Source organism: Solirubrobacter ginsenosidimutans (genome assembly GCF_027587205.1).
The window spans coordinates 1-19,534 of the sequence record NZ_JAPDOD010000017.1 but is presented as its reverse complement, the minus strand read 5'-3'; the positions used below and the strand labels follow the sequence as shown (position 1 = coordinate 19,534).

19 protein-coding genes and 1 pseudogene are annotated in these 19,534 nt (G+C 70.5%); 11 read left to right on the top strand and 9 right to left on the bottom strand.

The genetic code is table 11. The features are described from left to right. From OM076_RS18125 to OM076_RS18100, 6 genes are all read left to right on the top strand, one after another. Window positions 1–252 (top strand): hypothetical protein, encoded by a 252-nt coding sequence (locus OM076_RS18125; protein WP_270041447.1) that lies wholly within the window; start codon window positions 1–3, stop codon window positions 250–252. Further along, the gene (locus OM076_RS18120) at window positions 249–2,579 is read left to right on the top strand and encodes an aerobic carbon-monoxide dehydrogenase large subunit (RefSeq protein WP_270041446.1); all 2,331 of its coding nucleotides are present in this window, start codon (window positions 249–251) and stop codon (window positions 2,577–2,579) included. Before OM076_RS18125 ends, OM076_RS18120 begins: the two co-directional genes overlap by 4 nt. Further along, on the top strand, window positions 2,576–3,463 hold the full coding sequence (locus OM076_RS18115) for an XdhC family protein (protein WP_270041445.1): 888 nt from the start codon (window positions 2,576–2,578) through the stop codon (window positions 3,461–3,463). Before OM076_RS18120 ends, OM076_RS18115 begins: the two co-directional genes overlap by 4 nt. Before the next feature lie 82 nt (window positions 3,464–3,545). Continuing rightward, the gene (locus tag OM076_RS18110; protein WP_270041444.1) at window positions 3,546–3,941 is read left to right on the top strand and encodes a VOC family protein; all 396 of its coding nucleotides are present in this window, start codon (window positions 3,546–3,548) and stop codon (window positions 3,939–3,941) included. A 71-nt stretch (window positions 3,942–4,012) separates the two neighbouring features. Continuing rightward, on the top strand, window positions 4,013–4,933 hold the full coding sequence (locus tag OM076_RS18105; protein WP_270041443.1) for a hypothetical protein: 921 nt from the start codon (window positions 4,013–4,015) through the stop codon (window positions 4,931–4,933). Between the two features lie 17 nt (window positions 4,934–4,950). Continuing rightward, on the top strand, window positions 4,951–5,907 hold the full coding sequence (locus tag OM076_RS18100; protein ID WP_270041442.1) for a cation diffusion facilitator family transporter: 957 nt from the start codon (window positions 4,951–4,953) through the stop codon (window positions 5,905–5,907). A gap of 332 nt (window positions 5,908–6,239) precedes the next feature. Here OM076_RS18100 and OM076_RS18095 read toward each other — a convergent pair whose 3' ends face one another. Then, window positions 6,240–6,680, bottom strand: a complete 441-nt coding sequence (locus tag OM076_RS18095; RefSeq protein ID WP_270041441.1) for a DUF3592 domain-containing protein — start codon at window positions 6,678–6,680, stop codon at window positions 6,240–6,242. A 38-nt stretch (window positions 6,681–6,718) separates the two neighbouring features. On the opposite strand from OM076_RS18095, the gene OM076_RS18090 reads away from it, so the two are divergent. After that, the gene (locus tag OM076_RS18090) at window positions 6,719–7,099 is read left to right on the top strand and encodes a hypothetical protein (protein WP_270041440.1); all 381 of its coding nucleotides are present in this window, start codon (window positions 6,719–6,721) and stop codon (window positions 7,097–7,099) included. On the opposite strand, the gene OM076_RS18085 is transcribed toward OM076_RS18090, so the two are convergent. After that, on the bottom strand, window positions 7,084–7,392 hold the full coding sequence (locus tag OM076_RS18085; protein ID WP_270041438.1) for a hypothetical protein: 309 nt from the start codon (window positions 7,390–7,392) through the stop codon (window positions 7,084–7,086). The genes OM076_RS18090 and OM076_RS18085 overlap by 16 nt on opposite strands. Before the next feature lie 190 nt (window positions 7,393–7,582). Continuing rightward, window positions 7,583–8,458 (bottom strand): aminoglycoside phosphotransferase family protein, encoded by an 876-nt coding sequence (locus OM076_RS18080; protein ID WP_372518056.1) that lies wholly within the window; start codon window positions 8,456–8,458, stop codon window positions 7,583–7,585. A gap of 11 nt (window positions 8,459–8,469) precedes the next feature. Between OM076_RS18080 and OM076_RS18075 the strand changes: the two genes are divergently transcribed. Then, a complete protein-coding gene (locus tag OM076_RS18075) occupies window positions 8,470–8,937 on the top strand; it encodes a carboxymuconolactone decarboxylase family protein (protein ID WP_270041436.1) in 468 nt (155 codons plus the stop codon). A 12-nt stretch (window positions 8,938–8,949) separates the two neighbouring features. After that, window positions 8,950–9,867, top strand: a complete 918-nt coding sequence (locus OM076_RS18070; RefSeq protein ID WP_270041435.1) for an SGNH hydrolase domain-containing protein — start codon at window positions 8,950–8,952, stop codon at window positions 9,865–9,867. Between the two features lies 1 nt (window position 9,868). Here the strand turns inward: OM076_RS18070 and OM076_RS18065 are convergent, their stop codons facing one another. The 3 genes from OM076_RS18065 to OM076_RS18055 are packed head-to-tail and all read right to left on the bottom strand — an operon-like array spanning window position 9,869 to window position 12,695. Continuing rightward, entirely contained in the window at window positions 9,869–10,243 is a 375-nt protein-coding gene (locus OM076_RS18065) for a hypothetical protein (RefSeq protein ID WP_270041434.1), read from the bottom strand. A gap of 32 nt (window positions 10,244–10,275) precedes the next feature. Then, a complete protein-coding gene (locus OM076_RS18060) occupies window positions 10,276–11,301 on the bottom strand; it encodes a DUF459 domain-containing protein (RefSeq protein WP_270041433.1) in 1,026 nt (341 codons plus the stop codon). Beyond that, window positions 11,301–12,695 (bottom strand): MBOAT family O-acyltransferase, encoded by a 1,395-nt coding sequence (locus OM076_RS18055; RefSeq protein WP_270041432.1) that lies wholly within the window; start codon window positions 12,693–12,695, stop codon window positions 11,301–11,303. Before OM076_RS18055 ends, OM076_RS18060 begins: the two co-directional genes overlap by 1 nt. 48 nt (window positions 12,696–12,743) lie before the next feature. Between OM076_RS18055 and OM076_RS18050 the strand changes: the two genes are divergently transcribed. Beyond that, complete coding sequence (locus tag OM076_RS18050) at window positions 12,744–14,582, top strand: M1 family metallopeptidase (RefSeq protein ID WP_270041431.1); 1,839 nt, start codon at window positions 12,744–12,746, stop codon at window positions 14,580–14,582. Here OM076_RS18050 and OM076_RS18045 read toward each other — a convergent pair. From OM076_RS18045 to OM076_RS18035, 3 genes are read right to left on the bottom strand one after another with little or no spacing between them, the layout of a single operon-like run. Beyond that, on the bottom strand, window positions 14,579–15,436 hold the full coding sequence (locus tag OM076_RS18045; protein WP_270041430.1) for a TIGR03560 family F420-dependent LLM class oxidoreductase: 858 nt from the start codon (window positions 15,434–15,436) through the stop codon (window positions 14,579–14,581). The genes OM076_RS18050 and OM076_RS18045 overlap by 4 nt on opposite strands. 14 nt (window positions 15,437–15,450) lie before the next feature. Next, entirely contained in the window at window positions 15,451–16,359 is a 909-nt protein-coding gene (locus tag OM076_RS18040; protein ID WP_270041429.1) for an NADP-dependent oxidoreductase, read from the bottom strand. A 12-nt stretch (window positions 16,360–16,371) separates the two neighbouring features. Beyond that, window positions 16,372–18,567, bottom strand: coding sequence for a methyl-accepting chemotaxis protein (locus OM076_RS18035; protein ID WP_270041428.1), 2,196 nt, complete (start codon window positions 18,565–18,567; stop codon window positions 16,372–16,374). Between the two features lie 265 nt (window positions 18,568–18,832). Between OM076_RS18035 and OM076_RS18030 the strand changes: the two are divergent. Beyond that, window positions 18,833–19,534 (top strand): annotated as a pseudogene (locus OM076_RS18030) (hypothetical protein); the annotation flags it as partial.

Below are 19,534 nucleotides of genomic sequence, written 5' to 3'. Positions count from 1 at the left end.
ATGGCCGAGCGGATGGTCATGCGGGCGATCCGCGCGGGGGAGGTGCCACCCGACGGCGGCACCGCCCTGCAGGAGAACCCCGACCGTCCGGTCTTCCGCGGCCACGGGCCGTACGACTACGTCTGCGTGCAGTGCGGCAACGTGCTCGCGCAGGCGATGTCACTGGAGGCGATGAACAAGCGCGTCCGGATCAAGTGCGGGCGCTGCAAGACGATCAACGTCGCCGTCTACGACCACAAGGGCGAGACATGACGATCGGGTTCGGCTCCACGCGGCGCAAGGAGGACGCGCGCTTCATCCGCGGCCAGGGCCACTACGTCGACGACGTCCAGCTGCCCGGGATGCTCCACGGCGCCGTGCTGCGCTCGCCGGTCGCGCACGCGCGGATCGTCTCGATCGACACCGCGGCCGCGCTCCAGCACCCGAAGGTGCACGCCGTGATCACCGGCGCGGACCTCGGCGAGCAGGCGTGGATGCCGACGATGTCCGCCGACGTGCAGGCGGTCCTGGCGACCGACAAGGTGCGCTTCCAGGGGCAGGAGGTGGCGTTCGTCGTCGCCGACGACGGTTATTCGGCGCGCGACGCGCTGGCGCTGATCGACGTCGAGTACGACCCGCTGCCGGCCGTGGTCGACGTGCGGCTGGCGCTGGAGCCCGACGCGCCGGTCATCCGCGACGATCAGCCGGGCCGGATCGACAACCACATCTTCGACTGGGAAGCGGGCGATGCGGCCGCGACGGCGGCGATCTTCGCCCGCGACGACGTCGTGGTGATCGAGCAGGAGATGCAGTTCCCCCGCTCGCACCCGGCGCCGATGGAGACCTGCGGGGCCGTGGCGGACTTCGACCGGGTCAGCGAGAAGCTGACCGTGTGGTGCACGACCCAGGCGCCGCACGCGCACCGCACGTTGTATTCGCTCGTGTCCGGCCTGCCGGAGCACCGGATCCGGGTGATCTCGCCGGACGTCGGCGGGGGCTTCGGCAACAAGGTCCCGGTCTATCCCGGCTACATCTGCGCGATCGCGGCGGCCCGCATGCTCGGCCGGCCGGTGAAGTGGATGGAGGACCGCTCGGAGAACCTGATGTCGACCGGCTTCGCGCGCGACTTCGTGATGCGCGGGCGGATGGCGGCGACGCCCGAGGGAAAGCTCCTGGCCGTCGCCGTCGATGTCATCGCCGACCACGGCGCGTTCAACGCCACCGCGCAGCCGTCGCGGTACCCCGCGGGGTTCTTCAGCGTCTTCACCGGCTCCTATGACGTCGCCGCGGCACATTGCGCGGTCACCGGCGTCTACACCAACAAGGCGCCGGGCGGGGTCGCGTACGCGTGCTCGTTCAGGATCGCCGAGGCCGTCTACCTCGTCGAGCGCTGCGTCGACTGCATGGCGGGTGAGCTCGGCCTCGATCCCGTCGAGCTGCGGCTGGCGAACCTGATCCGGCCGGACCAGTTCCCGTACGAGTCCAAGACCGGCTGGGTCTATGACTCCGGCAACTACGAGGCGGCGCTGCTGAAGGCGCTGGAGATCGCGGACTACGCGGGGCTGCGGGCCGAGCAGGCCGAGAAGCGGTCACGGGGCGAGTTGATGGGCATCGGCCTCTCGTTCTTCACCGAGGCCGTCGGCGCGGGCCCGCGCAAGCACATGGACATGTTCGGCCTGGGGATGAACGACGGCGCCGCCATCCGGATCTCCCCGTCCGGCACGGCACAGCTCTCGATCAGCGTGCAGACCCAGGGCCAGGGGCATGAGACGACGTTCGCGCAGATCGTCAGCGCCGAGCTGGGGATCGCGACCGACGACGTCGATGTCATCCACGGTGACACCGACACGACGCCGTACGGGCTCGGGACGTACGGCAGCCGCTCGACGCCCGTCAGCGGCGCGGCCGCCGCGCTGGCCGCCCGCAAGGTCCGCGATCGGGCCCGGATCGTCGCCGCCGCGATGCTCGAGGTGGCAGCGGAGGACCTCGAGTGGACCACCGGCCGCTGGGCGGTCAAGGGCGACCCGTCGCAGGGCGCGTCGATCGCCGAGATCGCGGTGGCGTCGCGCGGGCCGATCGAGCTGCCGCTGGGGATCGAGGCGGGGCTCGACGCCGAGGCCGTCTACGACCCGCCCAACCTGACGTTCCCCTTCGGCGCCTACATCTGCGTCGTCGACGTCGATCCCGGGACCGCGCACGTGAAGGTCCGCCGCTTCATCGCGGTCGACGACTGCGGCGTGCGGATCAACCCGATGATCGTCGAAGGCCAGATCCACGGCGGCCTGACCGACGGGGTCGGGATGGCGCTGATGGAGATGATCGCGTTCGACGAGGACGGCAACTGCCTCGGCGCCTCGCTGATGGACTACCTGATCCCGACCGCGGTCGAGGTCCCCGACTGGGAGACCGGCTTCACCGTCACGCCCTCGCCGCACCATCCGATCGGGGCGAAGGGGATCGGCGAGTCCGCCACCGTCGGCTCGCCGCCGGCGATCGTCAACGCGATCTGCGACGCACTCGGCGTGCGTCACATCGACATGCCGTGCACACCGTCTCGCGTGTGGGACGCGATGCGTTCAAAGGGAAGGCCAGCGCAATGAGCCAGGGTGATCTCGTCCAGCGGATGGAGCGGCTGCTCGCCGACCGGGTGCCGTTCGTCACGGCCACCGTCGTGCGCGCGGCCAAGCCGACCAGCGTGCGTCCCGGCGACGCGGCGATCGTGCTCGGCGACGGCACCATCGACGGCTTCGTGGGCGGCGTCTGCGCCCAGGCGTCCGTGCGGCTGCACGCCGCGCGGGTGCTGGAGACCGGCGAGGCCGTGCTGCTGCGGCTCTTCCCGGGCGCGGGCGACGACGACGTCCAGGACGGCGTGGTCGTCGCGCACAATCCGTGCCTGAGCGGCGGCTCGCTCGAGATCTTCCTCGACCCGCACCTGGCGGCGCCGCGCGTGCTGATCGTGGGGGACACGCCGATCGCGCGTGCGCTGGAGACGGTCGCCGGCGCCGCGGGCTATAGCGTCTCGCGCGGCGGGGAGATCGATCCGCAGCGCTCGGACGCGGCGCTCGTGGTGGCGTCCCACGGCGATGCGGAGGAGCGCGCGCTCGTGCAGGCGCTCGAGGTGGGTGTCGGGTACGTCGCGCTGGTCGCTTCCCCCCGGCGCGGCGCGGCGGTGCTGCAGTCGCTCGACGTCGACGAGGCGCTGCGCTCGCTCGTACAGACCCCGGCGGGCCTCGACATCGGCGCGCGCGCACCGGGTGACATCGCGGTCTCGATCCTCGCGCAGATGATCGCCCAGCGCACCTCGCACGCGCCCGAGGCGAGCGTGGCGCCGGAGCCGGTGCGCACGGTGGTCGACCCCGTCTGCGGCATGAACGTGATGGTCAGCGGGTCCACGCCGCATCTGGAGGTCGGGGGCGAGGACTTCTACTTCTGCTGCGAGGGCTGCCGCTCCACGTACGCCGCCCAACATTCGCACGCGGGGTAGCTGGTTCAGATGGAGTGATCCGGATCACGGCTGCTGACCGCGCTCATGGACAGCCGCGCCTGCGAGTGATACACCCGTCGGCATGGCTTCGGTGAGCGTGCGGTACATCGTCGAGGACGTCGATGCGGCGATCGAGTTCTACTGCGGTCTGCTCGGTTTCGACGAGGTAATGCATCCGGCGCCCGCGTTCGCGATGCTCGCACTGGGCGACCTGCGGCTCAACCTCAGCGCGCCGGGCGGCGGCGGTGGCGGTGGGCAGGCGATGCCCGACGGGACGCTGCCGCAGCCGGGCGGCTGGAACCGCTTCGCGCTCGAGGTCGGAGATCTCGAGCGGACCGTGGGCGTGCTGCGCGAAGCGGGCGCGCGGTTCCGCAACGAGATCGTCGAAGGCCGCGGCGGGCGGCAGATCCTCGTCGAGGATCCGTCGGGCAATCCCGTCGAGCTCTTCCAGCCGACGCGGCCCGAAGCACGCATGTAGTTCTTCCTGTCAGGTTTCGCGAGCGGGCCGCGACTGACCGGGTGACCACCCACCCGGAAGGAGCTCCACCAGTGCTCGACGTCACCACCTTCAACGATCGCGTCCAGATCGGGCGCCACTTCTCCGTCACCTTCGAGCGCACGTTGCGGATCCCGGACGACGGCCGCGAGTACCCGCTTCCGCCCTCGCTCGGGCACTTCCCGGTCCGGCGCGTGGCCGACTACGCGGACCGCGTCCCGCCCGCCTGGCGCGAGCACGGCGGGGTGTTCCTGCCGATGTACCAGCGCGAGGCGATGTGGCTGAACTTCAGCGGCGCGCACTGGCGGCCGCACGCGCTCAAGGTCGCGCTCGGCAAGGTCAACGCGTTGTCGGGCAAGCCGTATCACCAGTGCCTGGCGGCCGGCGAGCAGGACTACGTGGTCGCGCCGCCGCAGCCGTGGCTGGACGGCATCAACGCGGGCGACGGGTTCATCAAGCAGTTCGTCGCGATGCCGCTGGGGCAGGGGTACACGGTCGAGGGCCAGCTCACGGGGGAGGAGACCCACGGCGGGCTGCAGCTGGTGGTCTTCGACCCCAAGCCGGGGCGCTTCCCGGACCAGGCGCCGCACGTCGCCAGCCTGCGCGCCCGGGGTAGCGGGGCGATGGCTCCCGCGTGCGCGCCCGCGGGCGCCGTGGCGGCGGAGATGGGGCTCGCCGCGGGCGGGCGGATGCGGCAGCAGCTCTACCCCGACCCGCACGGGCTGGACACGTGGGATGAGGCGAACTTCGGCCGCGTGTACGTGCACATCGCCAACAGCGAGGCCTGGACGCGGATCACCGGCGAGCCGCTGCCGCCGACGCCGGTCGACGTCCGCGCCTACCTGGCCGCGGGCCTGCCCTGGTTCGACCTCTACGACGACCACCTCGGTGACATCGGGGCGAGCGGCGTGCTGGCGGGCGTCAAGAGCGTCGACGAGCTGGACGCCCAGCACGTCGCCGACGGTGTGTGGTGAAGTAATCTGGCGCGCGGATGGCGGGGGACGGGCATGAGAGCGGTGGGGCGATCGCGGCTGCGTTCGCGGCGAACATGGGGATCGCGATCACCAAGTTCGCCGGGTTCCTGATCACGGGGTCGTCGTCACTGCTGGCGGAGTCGATCCACTCGGTCGCCGATTCCAGCAACCAGGGCCTGCTCGTCCTCGGCGGGCGCCAGGCCAAGCGCGCGCCGGACGAGTTGCACCAGTTCGGCCACGGGCGGGTGCGGTACTTCTGGGCGTTCGTCGTCGCGGTGGTGCTGTTCTCGCTCGGCGGGTTGTTCTCGGTCTACGAGGGCTACCACAAGATCCACGACCCGCACGAGATCGACTCGCCCGCGATCGCGATCGGGATCCTCGCGGTGGCCTTCGTCTTCGAGGCGTTCGCGTTGCGGACGGCGGTCCGGCACGCGACGCCCGCGCGCGGCCGGCGCAGCTGGTCGGAGTACATCCGCGAGTCGCGCTCCCCGGAGCTTCCCGTGCTCCTGCTCGAGGACTCCGGCGCGTTGCTCGGCCTGACGTGCGCGCTGCTGGGTATCGCACTGGCGCTGATCACCGGCGAGCCCGTGTTCGACGGCATCGGCACGCTCGCCATCGGCATCCTGCTGCTCGTCATCGCCTTCGTGCTGGCGCGCGAGATGCGCAGCCTGCTGATCGGCGAGTCGGCGTCGCCGGAGCTCGAGCGCCGCATCGACGCCGAGTTCGAGCGCGCGCCCGAGGTCCGGCGCGTCATCCACACACTCACCGAGCACCTCGGCCCGGACGAGATCCTGATCGCCGCCAAGGTCGAGTTCGACCCGGGATTGACGATGGCGCAGCTCATCGACGCGATCAACGCCGCCGAGGCGCGCGTGCGGGCGATCGAGGGCATCGGCACCGCGCGGATCTACGTCGAGCCGGACGTGGGTCCGCCCGAGACGGTCGAAGAGGCCGCCGCCCCTCCGCCGAGCTGAGCCGAACGTCGACTGCACCGGGTGGGGGAGGGGTGCGTAACCAGAGCTGCGTGTCAGGCAGTTCTCGTTCCGCACCCCCATCAACGCGCCACATCGAACAGTGCGAGCCTGATCGAAAACCGCGATCCGTGCCTCAAACGCGCACGGTCGACCACGGCGACCTGGACGAGTCGTGTGCGGAACACACTTTCAGTACCACGCTAGTAACTGTCGGTATCCCGGCGCGGCAAATTCGAGCCGACAGAGCCGCGCCGCGCGACGGACTCACGGCAGCCCGGAACGGGTGGCTCGCCACTCCCCCTCCCCACCCGGCGCAGTTGAATTTCAAGCACCTAGCTGACCGCGATCAGCAGCGCGAGCAGCACGCCGAAGATGCCGCCGCCCACGAGCCAGTACCCCGTCCGCGGCGTGTGCTTCTCGAGATAGGCCTGGTCGGGGTCGCTCGGGTCGTAGAAGACGTCGACCTCGTCCGGGATGGCGGCCAGCGCCTGCTCGGCGAGCGACTGCCGCAGTCCCCGGTGCGCATACGTCGTCAGGCTGGACGTGTGCTCGATGCCGTCGACCGTGAACACGTACGTCGCCTTCGGCCAGTACCCGCCGCCCTTGCCCCAGCGGCCTTCGCGGTTCCCGGCCGACATGACCGCCAGCTCCCGCTTGATCACCCGCCCGCGCACGGTGCCGTACGAGCGCATCCGCCGCGCGGTCTTGATGTACCCCTGCCCGGCGAGGATCGCGCCGGCGGAGATGACGAAGAGGGCGATCGCGGCGGCCAAGGGAGACGCGATCATTCCAGGCGACGAATGAGCACGCGATGATCGAGTTCTTCACCGTCCCGCCAGGCGAGGACGATGCCTTCCGCGCCGCGTGGACGGACGCCGCCGCACCCGCCACGACGCTGCACCGCGCGCTGCGCGACGACACCCAACCGCGCTTCGCCGCGCTGTCGGCCCCGGGTGGGCCGGACGCGGGCGTCCTGCTCCTCGTCGAGTTCGACGGCGACGACGCGCTCTGGCCGCCGGTCTTCGCCCGCTGGACGCCGCGCCAGGGCTTCATCGAGGCTCGCCTGGACGGCGGCGTCGCGGCCGTGCACTGGTCGAGCCCGCTGATGTACCAGCGCGCGGTGCAGGCGGAGGGCGACCTCGTCGCCGCCCTACCGTTCCCGACCCGCGCCGCTCTCTACGCCCGCGCCTGAGGGCGAAGCGCGATCGCCCACGCCGCCGCGGAGGCGACGAGCGCAACCGCGAGCAATGGGAGTGCGATGTGGAGCGTCCGCGCCGGCTGCATGCCGTAGTCCTCGACGTAGCCGTTGAACACCAGGTAGAACAGCCCGACGAGCAAGGCGAACAGGCCGCCGAGCTGCAGGACGAACGCCAGCGGCGCCGACCAGAGGTCGCGGCTCCGGCGGTGCGCGACGACGGCGCACGTCCCGGCGAGCACGCTCCCGGCCGCGAAGAGGATCAAAAACAGTCCGGCGAATGGGCTCATCGCTCTCACATCGGCGAAAGAGCGCAGATCGCTTAGCGCGTCGCGTCGCGCCGTATTTCCGTCCGTTTGGCGCTCATCTGGGTCGCCTCGAGAACCTGCGTCGTCGGCGCTCTGGACCGCGTCGGGGTGCGGCTGCGGGTCGCGGGGCAGACCGTCCGCCAGGTCGTCCACCTGCCGCGGCCCACGAATCTCACGTGCGACTAGCGTGGTCGGCAAGCACCCGCTCGACGATCAGCCGCGCACGCGGGTCGGCGTCGAGCGTGATCAGCGCCTTCCACAGCGCCCACCCGCGCCCGCGTGACCACGTCGCGTCGTCGACGCCCAACGCCGCGCGGAACGCGTCCCGCGCGGCGTCGGAGAAGAACGTCCAGGCGATGACGACGTCGCAGGCGGGGTCGCCGACGCCCGAGCTGCCGAAGTCGATCACCGCGGCCAGACGGCCGTCGCGGACGAGCAGGTTGCCGACGGCGACGTCGCCGTGGAACCACACCGGCTCCCTGGTCCAGGTGGCCGCAAGCGCGTCCTCCCAGCAGGCCAGGGAGGCGCGGGCGTCGATCACGGCCCGCTGGGCCTCGATCGCCCGCAGCGTCTCCTCGCCGTAGGTCGACAGCGGACCGCCGCGGAAGAAGTTGTGGCGCCCCGGCGCCGGACCGCCCCGCGCGTCGGCACCCCGCAACGCGACGAGAAAGCCCGCCAGATCACGCGCGAACGCGACCAGGTCGCCGATCGCGTCCTCACTCGCGCTCTCACCCGCCAGCCAGCGATAGACCGACCAGCGGAACGGATATCCACAGCCCGCCGAACCCGCCGCGACCGGGTCCGGGATCGGGAGCGGCAGCGACGGCGCGAGCACGGGCAACCAGCGCTGCTCCTTCTCCACCTGCAGCGCGTACCAGTCACCCGCCGGCAACCGCACCGACAGGGCATCGCCGAGCCGGAACGTCCGATTGTCGACCCCGCTGAGGGCGACCGGCGCGATCTCCAGCGCCGCCCACTCCGGGAACTGGGAGTCCACGAGGCAGCGGGCCAAGGCGGCGTCGATCGTCACATCCGAGGAGGCTGTCACGTCCATTGAATATGGCTACCACGATTCCCGCACATCGCCTGCAGCTCCCGGAAGTCGCCCCGCGCCAGTACGGCGCCGTCGCCAGGCTGTCCGCCGCGAACCCGCTTGATCCCGCGCTCGGCGACCTGATCGACATTCGCGCGTCGCAGATCAACGGCTGCGCGTTCTGCCTGGACATGCACTGGAAGGAGGCGAAGGAGCGCGGCGAGACCGACGAGCGCCTCTACATGATCGCGGCCTGGCGCGAGGCCACGTGTTACGACGCCCGCGAGCGAGCCGCGTTCGCGCTCACCGAGGCGGTCACCTTGATCGCGGACGGCGGGGTCCCGGACGACGTCTGGGCGCAGGTCGAGGACGAGTTCGACCCGGAGGAGATCGGCGCGCTCCTGTTCGGCATCGCCACGATCAACGTCTACAACCGGCTGAACGTGGCCGTGCAGACGGAGCCGGGCCACTACGTCCCCGGGATGTTCGCCTGAGATGATCCCGCGGTGCTCACCCGCCTCATCCGCTTCACGCTCGCCGCCCTGCTCCTGCTGACCGTCGCGAGCGCGGCGGCCGCCGACAAGCCGCGCTGCTTCGGCGCAGCCTCGCGTGACCCGCAGAAGCCCTGCAACAACCCGAACCTGCGCCTGAAGGTCACGCCGACCCCGAACCAGGCGCTGCTGAAGCCGAACAGCATCTGCAATCGCCTGCACGTCGAGGATCTGGTGCGGACGTGCTGGTGGGGTGCACGGGCCAAGCACTCCAAGACCACGGTCGCGCTGATCGGCGACAGCCATGCGTCCGCCTGGCGCTCGGTGCTGTCGCCGATCGGCAAGCAGCGCCACTGGCGCGGCATCTCGAACACGCTGACCAGTTGCGCGTTCTCCAAAGTCGTCAGCCTCGCCCCGAAGTCCCGCGCCGACGAGTGCCGCAACTGGAACGAGCAGACGATCGCGTGGTTCGAGCGTCACCCCGAGGTCACGACCGTCTTCGTGGTCGCGGCGACGATCCCCAAGCCCGGGTTCGAGACGCAGGTCAAGGGCTTCCGCGACCAGTGGAAGCGCCTCCCGCACACGGTCCGCAACATCATCGTGATCCGCGACAACCCGCGGATGCAGGCGGACACGGGCCCGTGCATCGACGAGGCCCGCAAGGCCAAGCAGCCGCCCGGCATCGCCTGCGCGCGCAAGCGCAGCACGAGCCTGCCGACCGACCCGCCGAGCACCGCCGCGAGCCGGATGCACTCCAAGCGCATCCACGTGATCGACATGTCGAAGTACTTCTGCGACGCGTCACTTTGCTACCCGGTGATCGGCGGCGTCCTGGTCTACAAGGACCTCACCCACATCACCACGGCCTACGGGGCAACCCTGGCGCCGTACCTCGAGCGCGAGGTACGACGCCTGAAGATCAAGGGGCTCTAGCTCAGTCGAGGTTCTGCTGGTAGGAGTGCTTGACGACCTTCGAGCCGTTCTTGCACGTCACGGTCGCGTCGATCTCGACCGAGGTCGACCGGCGCGTCTCGCGGCACGAGTACCCCTGGACCTTCTTGACGCAGCGGCCCTTGGGTCCCTTGCCGCCCGACGTGCGGCAGGTGTAGTAGGCCTTGGCGATCTTGCTGCCCGTCGAGCACGAGGTCTTCGTGACCGAGAGCGCCGTGAAGTAGCCCGACCCGGGGTACTTCGGAGGAGTGCACGTGGCCGCCGCGGAAGCCACCGGACTGGCGGACGCGCCGGTGGCGACCACCAGGCCCACGACGACGCTCAGCAGGGCGCTGGGAATGTAAAAGCGTGAAGACACCGCGACGACGGTAGTGCCGAGGGCGGACAGGGTCAACGCTGCAAGGCGAAGTCCTGACCCATGCGCTTGATCACGACGTTCGCCAGGAAGGCCGCGCCGGTGTCGTTGAGATGGATCCCGTCGGGCATCCGGACGATCGTGTCCTCGCCGTTGATCGGCATCGCGTCGCGGTAGCCCTTCGGGGTGAAGATCGGGATCGTCTCGATCAGGTGGACCTGCGTCTTCCACGGCTCGGCGGCGACGTCGATCGCCGCGTTGACGACCCGCCCGATGTCCGCCCGCGCCTTCGAGCGCGGCGTCATCAGCTTCACCCAGTACACCTGCGCCGCGCCCTTGGCCCGGTAGGTGTTCATCATCGCCCGGATGCGGTTGGCGTACTCGGTCGCCCAGTCCACGCCGCAGCACTTGATCTCGCCGCCGCCCTGCTTCTCGAACGGGAAGCCCTCGTTGGCGCCGATGAAGACGACCACCGCGTCGGGCTTGTCCTTGCGCACCTGGTCGACCGAGAGCTGCCCCCAGTCGACGAGGAAGCTCTTCGAGATGCCCGAGCCGAGGTGCGGCTCGCGCAGGACCTTCACGCCGGTGGGCGCGAGATCGCGGGCCAGGCTGGTGTCCAGAGGCGTTGACAGCGAGTCGCCGGTGACGAGCAGCGTCTTCAGCGGCCGCGGCTTGGCCGGCTTGGCGCCGAGCTGGGCGGGGTCGAAGGCCTCCGGCGTGACCGGTGGCACGCCCGTCGTCTGCAGCGTGAGCGTGGCGAAGGAGCCGTTGCCCCCGAGGTCGTCGTCCGGCCGGACCCACGCCGTGGCGTTGTCCGCGACCTGGGCGAACGGGAGTGCGTCGGCGATCGCGCCCGCCGGCTTGCCGAAGAACAGGACCACGTCGCGCCCGATCCCGGGGTTCATCTGCTCGCCCGCCCGCCGCGCCGAGTCCCCCGCGAAGACGACGAGCAGCGCGGCGATCAGGAACGTCGTCCAGACCGCGTCCCGCGCGCGGAAGCGCGAGAGACCGTGCTGGTCGAAGCGGCCCATCAGGCTGTCGTCACGGTGCGAAGGCGGCATCAGAAGCGGAAGTAGATGAAGGGGGCGACGCCCTGGCTCGGGACGGTCGCGCCGACGTACAGGATCAGGATGGCCAGTCCGACGGCGATCACGACCGGCTGCAACCGTTCCAGCCGGATCTGGAAGTTCTCGACGCCCTTGCTCGGCAGCAGCTGCAATCCGATCACGACCACCACGCCGAGGATGACCGGCGCGGACCATAGCGTGGCCGAGCCCGGAGCGAACAGGCGCGAGATGAACGTCCAGGCCTGATCCAGGCTCTGCGAGCGGAACAGGATCCAGCCGAACACGACGAGGTGGAAGGTGATGAACCACCGCAGCCACTTCCAGATCTTCTCCCACTTCTCGGCGAACGCGTGCTCGAGGCAGAGCCCGGCGCCGTGGAACGCGCCCCACAGCACGAACGTGAACGCCGCGCCGTGCCAGAGGCCGCCGAGCAGCATCGTCAGGAAGAGGTTGCGGTAGGTCTTGTACTTGCCCTTGCGGTTGCCGCCGAGCGGGATGTAGAGGAAGTCGCGCAGGAAGCGCGAGAGCGTCATGTGCCAGCGCCGCCAGAAGTCGCGGAAGCCGAGCGAGCGGTAGGGCGACATGAAGTTCTGCGGGAAGACGTAGCCCAGCAGCAGGGCGAGGCCGATCGCGATGTCCGTGTAGCCGCTGAAGTCGCAGTAGATCTGCGCCGTGTAGGCGTAGGCGGCCATCCACACGTCCGGCGCCCCATAGGACTCGGGCACCGCGAAGACGGGGTCGACGATCGTGCGCGCGAGGTAGTCGGCGATCACGACCTTCTTGATCAGCCCGAGCCCGATCAGCGCCAGCCCGGAGCCGACCGCGACCTTGCGCGGGTCGCGCGGCTCCTGCAGTTGCGGGAGGAACTCGCGCGCGCGCACGATCGGGCCGGCGACGAGGTGGGGGAAGAAGCTCAGGTAGAGCGCGACGTCGATCGTGCTCGCCGGCTCGACGAGGCGCCGCTTGACGTCCACGGTGTACGAGATCGCTTGGAACGTGAAGAAGCTGACCCCGACCGGCAAGGCGATCGTCAGCAGCGGCAGCGGCATGCCCAGGCCGACGGTGTTGAGCGCGTCGGCGATGCTCTGGGTGAAGAACCCGTAGTACTTGAAGACCGCGAGGACGAGCAAGTCGAGCGTCACCGTGACGCCGACGATCCACTTGCGCGTGTGCTCGTCCTGCGAGCGGTGGATCAGCTTCGCGCCGGCCTGGTTGAGCAGCGTGATCCCGGCCAGCAGCAGGCAGAACTTCGGGTTCGCGCAGGCGTAGAAGACGTAGCTGGCGAAGACGATGAAGATCTTCCAGATCGCCTGGCGCTTCATCAGCGCCCACGAGATCGCCAGCACGATCGGGAAGAAGATCGCGAATTGGACTGTCGGGAACAGCACGAGTCCGGCAACCTACCGTCCCTGGCAAGTCCTATAGAGGGGGGACGTATGCGTCGGGGTCTGTTGTTGGTCGTCGTCGCGGCGGTGGCCGCGTTCGGGGGAATGGCGTTGGCCGGTGCGGGAGGCACCGGAAAACCGGATGACGTGCCGCTGGCCAGAACCGCGGCCGCGGCGCCGCCGACGGCGTGCGTGAACGGGTCGGGAGATCTCGGCGACACCTACTACCCGGGGATCGGGAACGGGGGCTACGACGTCACCCACTACGACCTGAACATCGGCTACAACCCGACGACCCACATCCTCAACGGCAAGGCGACGATCACCGCCGCCGCCACGCAGAACCTGTGCCGCTTCAACCTCGACCTGCGTGGGCTCACCGTCGACAGCGTCAAGGTCGACGGCGCCGCGGCGACGTTCGCCCGCGACGGCCGCGAGTTGATGATCACGCCCGCCGCCTCGCTCGTCGCCTCGCACGGCTTCAGCGTCGAGGTCGTCTACCACGGCGAGCCCGGGCCCGCCCCGCGCGACCCGGACAACTTCATCGACGGGTGGAACTACACCGAGAACGGGTCCTACACGTCGACCCCGCCGCAGGGCGCCGACACGTGGTACCCGTGCAACAACAACACCAACGACAAGGCGACCTTTACGTTCAATGTGACGGTCCCGAGCGATCGACAGGTCATGTCGAATGGCCAGCTGATCTCCAACACGGTCGACGAGGCGGCGGGCACGTCGAACTGGGTGTGGGAGGAGACCGAGCCGATGGCGACCTACCTGGCGACGCTGAACATCGGCAAGTTCACGATCCTGCGCGACACGACCGCGTCGGGCATCCCGATCATCAACGGCGTCCGCCCGGACCAGCTCACCGACACCGCGCGCACCCGCCTGGCGGGCATCGGCAACATCATCGACTTCTTCGGGACGAAGTTCGGCAAGTACCCGTTCAGCTCGGTCGGCGCGATCGTCGACGTGACCAACGCGGGCTACCAGATGGAGACCCAGACGCGGCCGGAGTTCACCTCCGCCAACGGCCTCTCGGCGCTCGCTCACGAGCTCGCCCACCAATGGTTCGGCGATCACGTCGCCGTGCGCCGGATGCGTGACGTGTGGCTCTCCGAAGGCTTCGCGACGTTCGCCAACTGGCTGTGGGTCGAGAACGGCGGCGGCACGACCGCGCAGGCGGCCTTCAACACGCAGTACGCCCGCGCGGCCAACACGACGTTCTGGAACAACACCGTCTTCGACCCGGGCGTCGTCAACCAGTACCAGAACGCCACCGTCTACACCCGCGGCGGGATGACGCTGCAGGCGCTGCGGGCCAAGCTCGGCGACGACACGTTCTTCCAGATCCTCAAGGACTACGTCTCGACCTTCGGCGGCGGCACCGCGTCCACCGACGACTTCATGGCGATCGCCCAGCGCGACTCCGGCCAGGACCTGCGCGACTTCTTCAAGCAGTGGCTCTACACGCCGGGCAAGCCGAACGAGACGTACTGCTACTGCGTCGCGCCGGTCGGCGGGACCTCGCCGGTGGGCGGGTCGGTGCCGGCGACGCTGGCGCTCACGCTCGGCACCCCGCCGGTGTTCGCGCCGTTCACGCCCGGCGTGGCGAAGGACTACACGACCTCGACCACGGCCAACGTCATCTCGACGGCCGAGAACGCGTCGCTGACCGTCTCCGACCCGGGGCACCTGATGAACGGCGCGTACGCGCTGCCGTCGCTGCTCGAAGTGTCGTTCTCGAAGTCCGCGTGGACGGCGCCGACCGCCAACGAGACGGTGACGATCGACTTCAAACAGCACATCGGGGAGACCGACGCGCTGCGGACGGGCGCCTACTCCAAGACGCTGACCTTCACGCTCTCCACCACCCAACCCTAGGCGGTACGCAACGCCGGCCCGACTTCGCGCGCCCATCGTTCGATGGTCGCGAAGTCGGCCGGCGGGCGGGCGGAGACGAGGAAGTCCTCGACGCCCATCGCCTTGTGGGGAAGGAGCGCCTCGACGATCTGCTCGGAGGTCATGGCGGCGGCGACGTCGGTGCGCATCACGACCTGCTTGCGGATCTCCGCCGGGTCGCGGCCGACGTCGGCGCAATGGCGCTCGAGCACGTCGAGCTTGTGCCGGTACTCGGCGGGGTCGCCGTGGAACGTGTTCCAGCCGGTGGCGTGCTCGGCGACGATCCGCAGCGTGCGCTTCTCGCCGGAACCGCCGATCCAGAGCGGCATCGGCGACTGCAGCGGCTTCGGCTCGTTCTGGGCCTCGGTCAGCGTGTAGTGCTCGCCCTCGAAGTTCGCGCGCTTCTCGGTCCAGAGCGCCCGCAGGACGTGGCAGGCCTCGTCGAGCATGTCCATCCGCACGCCGATGCGCGGGAAGTCGATGCCGTACTCGCCGTGCTCCTCCTCGTTCCAGGCGGCGCCGATGCCGAACTCCATCCGCCCGCCGGAGATGTGGTCGATCGTCGTCGCCATGTTGGCCACGACCGCCGGATGGCGGTACGTGACGCCGGAGACGATGATCCCGCAGGCCAGGCGCGTGGTGTGCGCGGCCATCGCCGCCAGCAGCGTGAAGCCCTCGAAGCACGGCCCGGTCGGGTCCGACTGAATCGGCTGGAAATGGTCGAACACTGAGGCCCAGTTCAACTCGACCTCCTCGGCGAACTTCCAGATCGCCAGGTACTCGTCGAAACTCGCCGCGTTCTGCTGCCCGCTGTGGATACCGAAGCGAAGACCCATGTCTCCCAACGTAATCAGAAGACGATGAGGGCGCGGCCGCGAATGCCGCCGGCGTCCGTCACCCGCTGCGCCTCGGCCGCCTGCTCGGGCGGGTACTCGCCCGCCACGCGCAGCGCCAGCCTGCCCTCGGACGCCAGCTGGCGGAGCTCCATCAGCCAGTCCGTGCGGTGCAGGGCGGTGGAGACGCGCACCGGCTGGATCTCGATGCCGCGCGGGGGCGGCTCCTCGGGCTGCCAGCCGCGCACGACGACGAGCGTGCCGCCGTCGCGGATCGCGTCGAAGGTCGCGGCGTGCAGCATCGCGGTGTCGAAGACGGCGTCGACCTCCTCGGGGAACGGCTCGCCGCGCGGCACGACGACGTCGGCGCCGAAGCCGCGCACGAGCGCCTCGTCCTCGGGCTTGGCGTCGGCGAGGACCCGCCAGGCCCGCTCGTGGGCCAGCGCGATGACGTAGGACGCGAGCAGTCCCGCGCCGCCCGTGACGCCCAGCGTCGCACCCGGCGGCAGCCCGATCAGGTCCAGCCCCGCCATCGCGGTGAGGCCGTTCATCGGCAGCGTCGCGGCCTGCTGGAACGTGGTGCCGGACGGGATCAGCACGACGCTCGAGGCCTCGACCACGAGCAGTTCGGCCTGCGCGCCGCCATCCGGCCGGCGCGGCGTGACGACGGCCATGACCTCGTGGCCGGCGATGAAGCGATCGACGCCCTCGCCGACCGACTCGATCGTCCCCGCCGCGTCCATCCCCGGCGTCCAGGGCGGCGGAGTGTCGGCCCCCGCGTTGCGAAGGCCGATGTCGGTCGGGTTGACCGCGGCGGCCTTGACCGCGATCCGGACCTCGCCGGGCCCGGGCTCGCGGACCTCGCGGTCGATGACCGTCAGCACTTCCGGCCCGCCGGGCCCTGAGATTCCCACTGCGCGCGCCATGGCGCAGGAGTCTTACACGCGGAACTGGGCGACCAGCCGCTCCAGCTCCGTCGCCGTGCCCGCCAGCTGCTGCGCTGAGGCCGCGATCTCCTGGGCGGAGGCGCTGGTCTGCTGCGTCGAGGCGGAGACCTGCTCCGACGACGCGCTGGACTCCTCCGCGACCGCGGCGACCTCGATCATGTCGTCCTGGACCCGCTCGGCGCTGGAGGCGATCTGCGCGACGGCGGCGGCGATCGAGTCCACGCGGGAGCTCATGCCGTCGACGGACGCGCCGATGCGCTCGAAGGCCTCGCGCGCCTGCTCGACGGTCGCCGCGCCCTGCTCGGAGCGCTCGGCGCCCGCCTCGACCACGAACACGGCGTGGTTGGTCTCGGCCTGGATCTCCTGGACGAGGTCGGCGATGCTCGCCGCGGCGCGCTGGGACTCCTCGGCGAGCTTGCGCACCTCCTCGGCGACGACGGCGAAGCCCTTGCCCTGCTCGCCGGCGCGGGCGGCCTCGATCGCGGCGTTGAGCGCCAGCAGGTTGGTCTGGCCGGCGATGCCGGTGATCGTCTCGATGATGCCGCCGATCTGCTCGCTCTTGTTGGCGAGCTGGTGCATGACCTCGGTGACCTGGCCCGAGCTCTCGCGCACCTGGCGCATCGCCTCGGTGGCCTCGGAGACGGCGTGCTGGCCCTCGGCGGCGATCTGCCGCGCCTCGGCGGCCGCCGCGGCGGTCTCCTGCGCGGACTGGGCGCTGGACTCGGTGGCGAGGCCGACCTCGGCCGTGGCGCTGCGGGCGGCCTCGATCGCGCGGACCTGGCGCTCCGCGCCCTGGGCGACGTCGGACACGGCCGAGGCGATCTCCCCGACGGCGCGGCCGGCCTCCTCGGAGGTCGACGCCATCTCGCGCGACGCGGTGCTGAGCAGCTGCGAGGACTCCGACACCGCGCCGACGAGGCCGGCGAGCTTGCGGCGCATGTCGCGCACCGCGACGCCGAGGCGGTCCTCGTCCGAGCGCGGCTCGACCTCCTGCGTGAGGTCGCCGTGGGCGATCCGGTCGGCGTGGCCGGCCATCTCCTGCAGGTAGTCGACGGTGTGCTGGAAGGCGGTGCCGAGGCGGGCGAGCTCGTCGTGGCCCTTGACCTCGATCGCCACGTCGACGTCGCCCTGGGACACGCGCTCCGCGGCGTCGGTGACGGCGACGATCGGGCGGGCGAGGCGCACCGCGAACCACCAGATCGCGGCGCCGACGAGCACCAGCAGGAAGAGGCTGGTGAGCAGCGTCGCGGTCCGCAGCTTGCTGATCGGCGCGAGCACCTCGGACACCGGGACGGACGTGATGTAGCCCCACTTGCCGGACTTCACGGGCGCCCAGGTGAGCACGACGTGCTTGCCGGTGAACGGGTCGGTGGTCTCGGCCTGGCCCGCGTGGCCGGCGGCGATGTCCTTCGCCGCCCGCGCGAGCACCGGGTTGTGCTTGGCCGCGCCGAGCTTGCTCAGCGACTGCTTGCCGACCACGCCCTTGTCGGGCGCGGCGACGAACGTGCCGCCGTTGGAGACGAGCAGGCCGTAGCCGGAGTCGAGGATGCGGAGCTTGCCGACGTCGGTGTTGATCGCGCCGAGCGAGACGTCCACGCCGCCGATGCCGATGAACTTGCCGGCGCGCTCGACCGGCGAGGTGTAGCTGGTCATCAGGAGCCCGTCGTAGAGGTAGGGCTCGATGACCGAGTCGGCGTGGGTCTTCTTCGGCTGGTTCCAGTAGTCGCTGGCCTCCTGGTCGACCAGCGGGTCGAGCGTGACCTTGCCCGAGATCTTGTTCCAGTACGGGCCGTAGCGGCCCGTCTTGTCCGAGCCCGGCTCGTTCTTGTGGGCCGCGTCCGCGCCGTCGAAGGCGTTCGGGTCATAGCCGACGTAGGCGCCGACGACCTGCGGGTTGCGGTCCAGGAAGCGATGGACGATCGCGTTGACCTCGGTGCGGTCGGCTTTGCCGTCCAGGCCCTCGGCGAGCGTGGCGAGCGAGCGGCCGACGCCCTGGTTCTCGCGGACCTGCGCGTCGAAGTCGTTGGCGCCCGCGGCCGACAGTCGCTGCATCTCGGCGAAGCGCGAGGTCTTCTCGGCGCTCGACGCGCGGGAGAGGGCGAGCAGGGTCACGACCGCGACGGCGACGGCGGTGAGCGGCAGCAGGAAGACGAGCATCCTGGTGCGGACGGAGGTCAGGCGTGGCATGGACATCGGCCATGGTCATCGGACGGACAGCGCTCGTACTTGAAACTGGACGAATCGGTCCGGCGCCGAAGCGCTCCCTCTCAACCGATGGTCCAGCTCATCTGATCTTCTTCGCTGGCTCTTCGGTCTACGCGCCAAGTTTCACGCGCTGCCGATGCCGACACGCAAGCGACGCCGACCGATCGAATCCGCACCGAAACCGCGCCCCATGCCGAGGGCGCGGTCGCCGCGCAAGCCCCGCGCGCACCGGCGTTCCCGCCCTGGAGTGCTGACCGCGCTGCTTGTCCTCGTGGCCGGCGCCGCGGTCGTCGTCGCGGTCCTGAGCCTGCAGAGCGCGCCCACGACGCTCGTGTCCGAGCGCACGGTGACCGTCGCGAACGGCGTCATCCAGACCGTCGTCTCCGGTTCCGGCAACCTCGAGCCGGCCCGCCAGGTCGACGTCGACTTCGCCACCAGCGGGAAGATCACGAAGGTCTACACCAAGGCGGGCGCGCACGTGAGCGAGGGCGAGCTCCTCGCCCGGATCGACAACCGCAGCCAGAAGGTCGCCGTCGCGAAGGCCGAGGCGGACCTCGTGGACGCGCAGGACGCGCTGACGAAGGCCCAGGACGCCGAGGCGGCCGGGACGACGTCGGCGACGAGCAGCACGGCGACAACGAGCGGCGACGCGACGACAACCGCGGCGAGCGCAACGGCCGCAAGCGCGGCGACGGCACGGACGAGCGCGGCGACGCGTGTCGCGACCGCGGCGCGGGTGAGTGCGGCGACGGCGACCGCGGCGCGTGCGACCACGGCGAGCGCGGTGACCGCGCGGACGAGCGCTTCGCCCGTCCGCGCGGTGACCGCGCGCTCTGGTGCCGCCGCGCGCGCCGTGACGGCCGCGGCGGCGCGCGCGTCGGCGACGTCGATCGGGTTTCTCGCCCAGGCGACGCCGACGGCGACGCCCGGCGCCACGGAGGCGCCGGCA

Bases quoted from the DNA above. Each gene is read 5' to 3' on its own strand.
- OM076_RS18125 (WP_270041447.1), top strand. From the start codon at position 1: ATGGCCGAGCGGATGGTCATGCGGGCGATCCGCGCGGGGGAGGTGCCA.
- OM076_RS18120 (WP_270041446.1), top strand. From the start codon at position 249: ATGACGATCGGGTTCGGCTCCACGCGGCGCAAGGAGGACGCGCGCTTC.
- OM076_RS18115 (WP_270041445.1), top strand. From the start codon at position 2,576: ATGAGCCAGGGTGATCTCGTCCAGCGGATGGAGCGGCTGCTCGCCGAC.
- OM076_RS18110 (WP_270041444.1), top strand. From the start codon at position 3,546: ATGGCTTCGGTGAGCGTGCGGTACATCGTCGAGGACGTCGATGCGGCG.
- OM076_RS18100 (WP_270041442.1), top strand. From the start codon at position 4,951: ATGGCGGGGGACGGGCATGAGAGCGGTGGGGCGATCGCGGCTGCGTTC.
- OM076_RS18090 (WP_270041440.1), top strand. From the start codon at position 6,719: ATGATCGAGTTCTTCACCGTCCCGCCAGGCGAGGACGATGCCTTCCGC.
- OM076_RS18085 (WP_270041438.1), bottom strand. From the start codon at position 7,392: ATGAGCCCATTCGCCGGACTGTTTTTGATCCTCTTCGCGGCCGGGAGC.
- OM076_RS18075 (WP_270041436.1), top strand. From the start codon at position 8,470: ATGGCTACCACGATTCCCGCACATCGCCTGCAGCTCCCGGAAGTCGCC.
- OM076_RS18060 (WP_270041433.1), bottom strand. From the start codon at position 11,301: ATGCCGCCTTCGCACCGTGACGACAGCCTGATGGGCCGCTTCGACCAG.
- OM076_RS18050 (WP_270041431.1), top strand. From the start codon at position 12,744: ATGCGTCGGGGTCTGTTGTTGGTCGTCGTCGCGGCGGTGGCCGCGTTC.
- OM076_RS18045 (WP_270041430.1), bottom strand. From the start codon at position 15,436: ATGGGTCTTCGCTTCGGTATCCACAGCGGGCAGCAGAACGCGGCGAGT.
- OM076_RS18040 (WP_270041429.1), bottom strand. From the start codon at position 16,359: ATGGCGCGCGCAGTGGGAATCTCAGGGCCCGGCGGGCCGGAAGTGCTG.
- OM076_RS18035 (WP_270041428.1), bottom strand. From the start codon at position 18,567: ATGCCACGCCTGACCTCCGTCCGCACCAGGATGCTCGTCTTCCTGCTG.